4 protein-coding genes are annotated in these 7498 nt (G+C 69.6%); 3 read left to right on the plus strand and 1 reads right to left on the minus strand.

From position 1 onward, the window contains the following. The first annotated feature begins 4 nt into the window (after positions 1–4). Genes nuoL through nuoN form a run of 3 tightly spaced genes read left to right on the plus strand, consistent with a single transcriptional unit; the run spans position 5 to position 5176 of the window. Positions 5–1951, plus strand: a complete 1947-nt coding sequence (gene nuoL, locus IE206_RS33445) for an NADH-quinone oxidoreductase subunit L (protein ID WP_189968863.1) — start codon at positions 5–7, stop codon at positions 1949–1951. 4 nt (positions 1952–1955) lie between these two features. Continuing rightward, positions 1956–3527 carry an NADH-quinone oxidoreductase subunit M gene (locus IE206_RS33450; protein WP_189968866.1) on the plus strand — a complete coding sequence of 524 codons (1572 nt, stop codon included), beginning with the start codon at positions 1956–1958 and terminating at the stop codon, positions 3525–3527. After that, on the plus strand, positions 3524–5176 hold the full coding sequence (gene nuoN, locus IE206_RS33455; RefSeq protein ID WP_189968868.1) for an NADH-quinone oxidoreductase subunit NuoN: 1653 nt from the start codon (positions 3524–3526) through the stop codon (positions 5174–5176). The genes IE206_RS33450 and nuoN overlap by 4 nt, the downstream gene beginning before the upstream one ends. A 114-nt stretch (positions 5177–5290) precedes the next feature. Here the strand turns inward: nuoN and recQ are convergent, their stop codons facing one another. Then, positions 5291–7153, minus strand: coding sequence for a DNA helicase RecQ (gene recQ, locus IE206_RS33460; protein ID WP_189968871.1), 1863 nt, complete (start codon positions 7151–7153; stop codon positions 5291–5293). Between the last annotated feature and the right edge of the window lie 345 nt (positions 7154–7498).

Genomic DNA, 7498 nt, shown 5'->3' on the forward strand with positions numbered 1-7498 from the left:
AATCGTGGACAACCTCATTGCGCTGCTCATCGCGGCGCCTCTGCTCGGAGCGGCCGTACTGCTGTGCGGCGGACGGAGACTGGACGGGATCGGCCACTGGCTGGGCACGCTGCTCGCGGGCGCGTCCTTCGTCCTCGGCGCGGTGCTCTTCGTCGACATGCTGGACCGCTCGGCCGGCCACCGGACGGTGACCAAGCACCTGTTCAGCTGGGTTCCGGTCGAGGGCTTCCAGGCCGACGTCGGCTTCCAGCTCGACCAGCTCTCGATGACCTTCGTCCTGCTGATCACCGGTGTGGGCACGCTGATCCACATCTACTCGATCGGCTACATGGAGCACGACGAGAACCGCCGCCGCTTCTTCGGCTACCTCAACCTGTTCCTCGCGGCGATGCTGCTCCTGGTCCTCGCCGACAACTACCTTCTGCTGTACGTCGGATGGGAAGGCGTGGGCCTCGCGTCCTACCTGCTCATCGGCTTCTGGCAGCACAAGCCCAGCGCGGCGACCGCCGCCAAGAAGGCCTTCCTGGTCAACCGGGTCGGCGACATGGGCCTGTCCATCGCCATCATGGTGATGTTCACGACGTTCGGCTCCTTCACCTTCCCCGCCGTCCTCGGCGGCGCGGACGGCGCGAGCTCGGGGCGCAACACCGCCATCGGCCTGATGCTGCTGCTCGCCGCCTGCGGCAAGTCGGCGCAGGTGCCGCTGCAGTCCTGGCTCGGCGACGCGATGGAGGGCCCGACCCCGGTCTCGGCCCTGATCCACGCGGCGACCATGGTGACCGCGGGCGTCTACCTGATCACCCGCTCCGGTGCGGTCTTCAACGCGGTGCCCGATGTCCAGACGGTCGTCGTGATCGTCGGCGGGGTCACGCTCCTGTTCGGTGCGATCGTCGGTTGCGCCAAGGACGACATCAAGAAGGCCCTGGCCGGCTCGACGATGTCGCAGATCGGCTACATGATCCTGGCCACCGGCCTCGGCCCGATCGGCTACGCCTTCGCGATCATGCACCTGGTGACGCACGGCTTCTTCAAGGCCGGGCTCTTCCTCGGCGCGGGCTCGGTCATGCACGGCATGAACGACGAGGTCGACATGCGGAAGTACGGCGGCCTGCGCAAGTACATGCCGGTCACCTTCGTCACCTTCGGCCTCGGCTACCTCGCCATCATCGGCTTCCCGGGCCTGTCCGGCTTCTTCTCCAAGGACAAGATCATCGAGGCGGCGTTCGCCAAGGGCGGCACCGAGGGCTGGATCCTCGGCGCGGTCACCCTGCTCGGCGCCGCGATCACCGCGTACTACATGACGCGCGTGATGATCCTGACCTTCTTCGGCGAGGAGCGCTGGAAGCACGCGAAGACCCCCTCGCCGGACCAGCCGAGCGTGGAGCCCGCCGCCGAGACGCACGGCGCCCACGACGAGCCGCACCCGCACGAGTCCCCGAAGTCCATGACGATCCCCATGATCGTGCTCGCCTTCGGCTCGGTCTTCGCGGGCGGCATCTTCGGCATCGGCGACCGGTTCGTGAAGTGGCTGGAGCCGATCACGTCCTTCAGCCACGGCGACTCGCCGGTGGGGCAGTGGACGGTCACCGCCGCCACCATCGTCTGCCTGCTGGTCGGCGTGGGCCTCGCCATCGCCCAGTACGGCCGGGGCCCCGTCCCGGTCGTCGCCCCGCGCGGCTCGCTGCTCACCCGGGCCGCCCGCCGCGACCTGCTTCAGGACGACTTCAACCATGTGGTCCTGGTGCGCGGCGGCGAGCACCTCACCCGCTCGCTCGTCTACCTCGACCACAGCCTGGTCGACGGAGTCGTCAATGGAACCGCCGCCTCGGTCGGCGGGCTCTCCGGCCGGCTGCGCAAGCTGCAGAACGGCTTCGCCCGCAGCTACGCGGTCTCGATGTTCGGAGGTGCTGTGGTGATCATCGCCGCGACTCTGCTGATGAGGGCGGTGTAACGCAATGTCCTTCCCCCTCCTTACCGCGACGGCCGCCCTCCCGGCGCTCGGCGCGATCGCCACCGCGGCCGTCCCGGCGGCCCGGCGGACCGCCGCCAAGTGGCTGGCCCTGCTGGTCTCGGTCGCCACCCTGGCGCTGGCCGCGATCCAGCTCGTACGGTTCGAACCGGGCGGCGACCGCTACCAGTTGACCGAGTCGCACGCCTGGATCAAGGACTTCGGAGTCCGCTACGAACTGGGTGTGGACGGCATCGGGGTCGCCCTCATCGGGCTCACCGCGCTGCTCATCCCGTTCATCATCGCGGCCGGCTGGCACGACGCCGATCCGCTGGAAACGAACAGCAGCCGCTGGCGGCCGACGCAGGGCTTCTTCGCCCTGATCCTGGCCGTCGAGGCGATGGTGGTGCTCTCCTTCGAGGCCACCGACGTCTTCCTCTTCTACATCCTGTTCGAAGCCATGCTCATCCCGATGTACTTCCTCATCGGCGGCTTCGGCGACCGGGCCCATGCCCAGGGCGACGAGGCGGCGGCGACCCAACGCTCGTACGCGGCCGTCAAGTTCCTGCTCTACAACCTGGTCGGCGGGCTCATCATGCTGGCCGCGGTCATCGGCCTGTACGTGGTGGCGGGCTCGTTCTCGCTGAGCGAGATCGCCGCGGCCCGCGCCAGCGGCTCGCTCCACATGGCGACCAACACCGAACGGCTGCTGTTCCTCGGCTTCTTCTTCGCCTTCGCGGTGAAGGCCCCGCTGTGGCCGCTGCACACCTGGCTGCCCAACGCGATGGGCGAGGCGACCGCGCCGGTCGCCGTCCTGATCACCGCGGTCGTCGACAAGGTCGGCACGTTCGCGATGCTGCGCTTCTGCCTCCAGCTGTTCCCGGAGGCCAGCAAGTGGGCGACGCCGGTGATCGTGGTGCTGGCCGTGATCAGCATCATCTACGGGGCGCTGCTCGCGGTCGGCCAGCGCGACATCAAGCGCCTGGTGGCCTACGCGTCGATCTCGCACTTCGGCTTCATCATCATGGGCATCTTCGCGATGACGAGCCAGGGCCAGTCCGGCGCCACGCTCTACATGATCAACCACGGGATCTCGACGGCCGCGCTGATGCTGGTGGCCGGCTTCCTGATCTCGCGCCGCGGCTCGCGGCTCATCTCGGACTACGGCGGCGTGCAGAAGGTCGCACCGGTGCTCGCCGGCACGTTCCTGATCGGCGGCCTCGCCACGCTGTCCCTGCCGGGCCTGGCTCCCTTCGTCAGTGAATTCCTGGTCCTGGTGGGCACGTTCAGCCGTTACCCGGTGGCCGGGGTGATCGCGACCCTCGGCATCGTCCTGGCCGCGCTCTACGTCCTCGTCCTCTACCAGCGGACGATGACCGGCCCGGTCAAGGCCGAGGTCCAGGGCATGCCGGACCTCAAGGTCCGTGAACTGCTCGTGGTGGCCCCGCTGATCGCGCTGCTGATCTTCCTCGGGGTCTACCCCAAGCCGCTCACCGACATCGTCAACCCGGCGGTGCGGCAGACCATGTCGGACGTACAGAAGAAGGACCCCAACCCGGTGGTGGAGGCGGCCAAGTGAGCTCATCAGCTGTCCACAGCCTGTGGACCACGGCGGCCGAGGGCAAGCTGGACAAGATCCCCGCGCCGCACATCGAGTACGCCCAGCTCGCGCCCACGCTGATCGTGGTGGGCGCGGCGATCGTCGGCATCCTGGTGGAGGCCTTCGTCCCGCGCCGCAGCCGCTACTACGTGCAGGTGTTCCTGTCGGTGGTCGCGCTCGCCGCCGCCTTCGCGGCGGTGGTCGGCCTCGCGGCCGGCGGCTACGGCACGACCAAGGCGCACATCGCGGCCATGGGCGCGATCGCGGTCGACGGCCCGGCGCTCTTCCTCCAGGGCACGATCCTGCTGGCGTCCATCGTCGCCGTCTTCACCTTCGCCGAACGTCGCCTGGACCCGGTGGCGCACGGCAACAAGGTGGACTCGTTCGCCGCGCAGGCGGCCTCGGTGCCGGGCAGTGACAGCGAAAAGGCCGCGGTCAAGGCCGGGTTCACCACGACCGAGGTCTTCCCGCTGGCCCTGTTCGCGATCTCCGGCATGCTGGTGTTCCCGTCGGCGAACGACCTCCTGACCCTGTTCGTCGCCCTTGAGGTCTTCTCCCTCCCCCTCTACCTGCTGTGCGCGCTTGCCCGCCGCAAGCGGCTCATGTCGCAGGAAGCGGCGGTCAAGTACTTCCTGCTCGGCGCGTTCTCCTCGGCCTTCCTGCTCTTCGGTATCGCGCTCCTGTACGGCTACGCGGGCTCCGTCTCGTACGCCACGATCGCCGATGTCGTCAGCGGCTCGGTCCAGAACGTGAACCCGGCCCTGGCCGGGACCATGGGCAACGACGCGCTGCTGCTCATCGGCGGCGCGATGATCCTGATGGGCCTCCTTTTCAAGGTCGGCGCGGTGCCGTTCCACATGTGGACGCCGGACGTCTACCAGGGCGCGCCCACTCCGGTGACGGGATTCATGGCGGCGGCCACGAAAGTCGCGGCCTTCGGCGCGCTGCTCCGCCTCCTGTACGTCGTCCTCCCCGGCATGAGCTGGGACTGGCGGCCGGTGATGTGGGGCGTCGCGATCATCACGATGCTGGGCGGCGCGGTCGTCGCCATCACCCAGACCGACATCAAGCGGCTGCTCGCGTACTCCTCGATCGCGCACGCCGGATTCATCCTGGCCGGTGTCATCGCCACCAACGCGGACGGCATCTCGTCGGTGCTCTTCTATCTGGGGGCGTACTCCTTCGTGACGATCGGCGCGTTCGCGGTGGTCACGCTGGTGCGGGACGCGGGCGGCGAGGCGACGCACCTGTCCAAGTGGGCGGGCCTGGGCCGGCGTTCGCCGCTGGTGGCGGCGGTCTTCGCGGTCTTCCTGCTCGCCTTCGCGGGCATCCCGCTGACGTCCGGCTTCTCCGGAAAGTTCGCCGTGTTCAAGGCGGCGGCGGAGGGGGGCGCGGGGGCGCTGGTCGTGGTCGGTGTGGTCTCCTCGGCGGTCGCCGCGTTCTTCTACATCCGGGTGATCGTGCTGATGTTCTTCAGCGAGCCGAAGGCGGATGGGCCGACGGTGGCGGTGCCGTCGCCGTTGACCATGACGGCGATTGGGGTGGGGGTGGCTGTGACGCTGGTGCTGGGTGTGGCGCCGCAGTACTTCCTGGATCTTGCGCATAGCGCGGGGGTGTTTGTGCGGTAGGGGGGTGCGGGGTGGGGACTCCCCACCCCGCCCCTTCCCTGGACCCTCCGAGGGAGGGGAAGGTCCGTTTCCTGGGGCTCCGCCCCAGGGCGCCCGGCCCGCGCTCGGGCGGCGCTAGTCCAGGGTGGCCAGGACCGACAGGACTCCCTCGCCCCAGGTCGCGAGTTTCTTCTCGCCCACCCCGCCGATCGTGCCCAGCTCATCCAGCGACCCGGGCCGAATCGTCGCGATCTCCCGCAACGTCGCATCGTGGAAGATCACGTACGCCGGAACCCCCGCCTCCTTCGCCTGCGCCCCCCGCCAGGCCCGCAGCGCCTCGAAGACCGGAAGCGCCTCGGCCGGCAGGTCGGCCGCTGCCACGGCGGTCTTCTTCGACGCGCTCCGCGCCGCCGCCCGCACCGTCTTCTCCGGCTCCGTCCGCATCCGGACCTCGCGCTGCCCGCCGAGCACCTGTCCGCTCGCCTCGGTCAGGACCAGCGTCCCGTACTCCCCCTCCACCGCGAGCAGCCCCAGCGCGAGCAACTGACGTACCACGCCCCGCCATTGGGGCTCGGACAGATCCTCGCCGATGCCGAAGACGGACAGCGCGTCATGGTCGAACTGGATGATCTTCGCGGTCCTGCGGCCGAGCAGAATGTCGATGATCTGGCCCGCGCCGAACTTCTGGCCCCGCTCGCGCTGAAGACGTACGACGGTGGAGAGGACCTTCTGCGCGGCCACCGTGCCGTCCCATGTCTGCGGCGGGTTCAGGCAGGTGTCGCAGTTGCCGCAGTTCTCGGCCGTGGCCTCCTGGCCGAAGTAGCCGAGGAGTTGGGCCCGGCGGCACGAAGCGGTCTCGCAGAGCGCCAGCATCGCGTCCAGGTGGGCTGCCGCCCGGCGCCGGAACGCCTCGTCGCCCTCGCCTCCCTGGATCAACTTCCGCTGCTGGACGACGTCTTGGAGCCCGTATGCCATCCAGGCCGTCGAGGCGAGGCCGTCACGCCCGGCGCGGCCGGTCTCCTGGTAGTAGCCCTCGACCGACTTCGGCAGGTCGAGGTGGGCGACGAAGCGCACATCCGGCTTGTCGATGCCCATGCCGAAGGCGATGGTCGCCACCACGACCAGGCCGTCCTCCCGCAGGAAGCGGGACTGGTTGACGGCGCGCGTCCCCGCGTCGAGGCCCGCGTGGTACGGGACGGCCTGCACGCCGTTGTCGCTCAGGTACTGCGCGGTCTTCTCCACGGAGGCCCGCGAGAGGCAGTAGACGATGCCCGCGTCCCCGTCGTGCTCCTCCTTGAGGAACGTCAGGAGCTGCTTCTTCGGGTCGTTCTTCGGCACGATCCGGTACTGGATGTTCGGCCGGTCGAAACTCGCCACGAAATGGCGGGCGTCCGGCATGCCGAGGCGCTGGGTGATCTCGCGGTGGGTGGCGTCGGTGGCGGTCGCGGTGAGCGCGATGCGCGGCACGTCCGGCCAGCGCTCGCCGAGCAGGGACAGGGCGAGGTAGTCGGGGCGGAAGTCGTGGCCCCACTGGGCGACGCAGTGCGCCTCGTCGATCGCGAACACGGAGATCTTTGCGCGGGCCAGCAGGTCGAGCGTGGCCTCCACGCGGAGCCGCTCCGGCGCCAGGTACAGCAGGTCGAGCTCGCCGGCGAGCAGCTCGGCCTCGACGGTGCGGCGCTCGTCGAAATCCTGGGTCGAGTTGATGAACCCGGCGCGCACGCCGAGCGCGCGCAGCGCGTCCACCTGGTCCTGCATGAGGGCGATGAGAGGGGAGACCACGACGCCCGTGCCGGGCCTGACCAGGGCGGGGATCTGGTAGCAGAGCGACTTTCCGCCGCCGGTGGGCATGAGGACGACGGCGTCGCCGCCCGCCACTACGTGGTCGATGACCTCGCCCTGCGCTCCGCGGAAGGACTCGTATCCGAAGACGCGGTGCAGCGTCTGCAGGGCCTCGGTCTCTGCGTCCACCATGTGCGTCCCGCCCGTGCCGCTCATCGCTCTGTCCCCCGTGCCGTTCCGTCTGCTGCCTCACCGTTCACCCTCGCAACGATAGGCGTCTCCGCCGACACCCCGAGAGTTATCCACAGCCCTGGCCGGATTCCCCGCCCCGACCTGCGGCGCGCGGCCTCCGGGGGCGGGGTGCGCCGGGGCTCCACCCAAGACCCCGAAGGCCCCACCCCGCGCCCTTTCCCTAGACCCTCCGGGGGTGGGTGGGGTCGGCTGCGGGGGGGGGGTGCCCCTATGACTTTGGTCAAGGGGTCGGGGCGGGTTGGGGGTCGTAGAAGGTGCCGTCGCGGAGCATGGCGAACAGGACGTCGGCTCGGCGGCGGGCGAGGCAGA

It is taken from the genome of Streptomyces violascens (assembly GCF_014649955.1).
Classification (GTDB): Bacteria; Actinomycetota; Actinomycetes; order Streptomycetales; family Streptomycetaceae; genus Streptomyces; species Streptomyces violascens.